Consider the following 733-nt stretch of genomic DNA (forward strand, 5'->3'; position numbering starts at 1 on the left):
GCGTGCTGCGGCGAACGTTGCCGATGTCGTCCCCCTCGTCGATCAGGCAGCCGGTGGCCGCGTCGCGGCAGCGCAGCGCGGTCGCCAGGAGTTCGGCGCGCCGCTGTCCGGTCGGACATCCGGTGATGCGTTCGAACCCCTTCAGCAGCCAGACCCATTCCGCCTGGTGCCCCGGCTCGACGCTGACCGGTTCGATCTTCGACCAGTCTTCCTCGAAATATTCCGTCAGGATGCGCTTCTGCTTGTCGTAGAGATTGGCCAGGAACAGCGCGAAGAATTCGCCGGCACGGTTCTGAAACGACAGATCGTGGGTCGCGTCGAAGCACGCGATCATCGCCTCGAACAGATGCATGTGCGGGTTCTGCCGGCGCGGCAGCGAGACCGGAAGGCCTTCGTGCACGCCTCCATGCGGCGAGCGGAGGTGACCGTCGAGGAAAGCCAGCAGCGCGTCGATCTCGGCACGAACCTGCGCGTCTTGGTCGAGCGCGTAGACGGTCGCGAGCGCGAACAGGATGAAGGCGTGGTCATAGGCGTCGCGCCGGCCGTCGAGCACCGCGCCCTCCGGCGTCAGCCGGTGCACATAACCCGGCCGGCCGTCAGGCGCTTTGGCGCATGCCAGCAGATGCTCCAGCCCCTTCAGCGCGATCGCGCGCCCCTCGGGATACCAGCCCATCTGCGCCGCCTTGGCGTAGCACCAGATCTGGCGGGCCTGCACGAACACGCGCCGCGGCGC

At 67.7% G+C, this 733-nt stretch carries 1 protein-coding gene; it reads right to left on the reverse strand.

From position 1 onward, the window contains the following. The coding region (locus MOV74_RS39560) for an AGE family epimerase/isomerase (RefSeq protein ID WP_246933043.1) at positions 1-733 on the reverse strand (733 nt) is incomplete at both ends.

It is taken from the genome of Bradyrhizobium sp. SHOUNA76 (genome assembly GCF_023006445.1).
GTDB lineage: Bacteria > Pseudomonadota > Alphaproteobacteria > Rhizobiales > Xanthobacteraceae > Bradyrhizobium.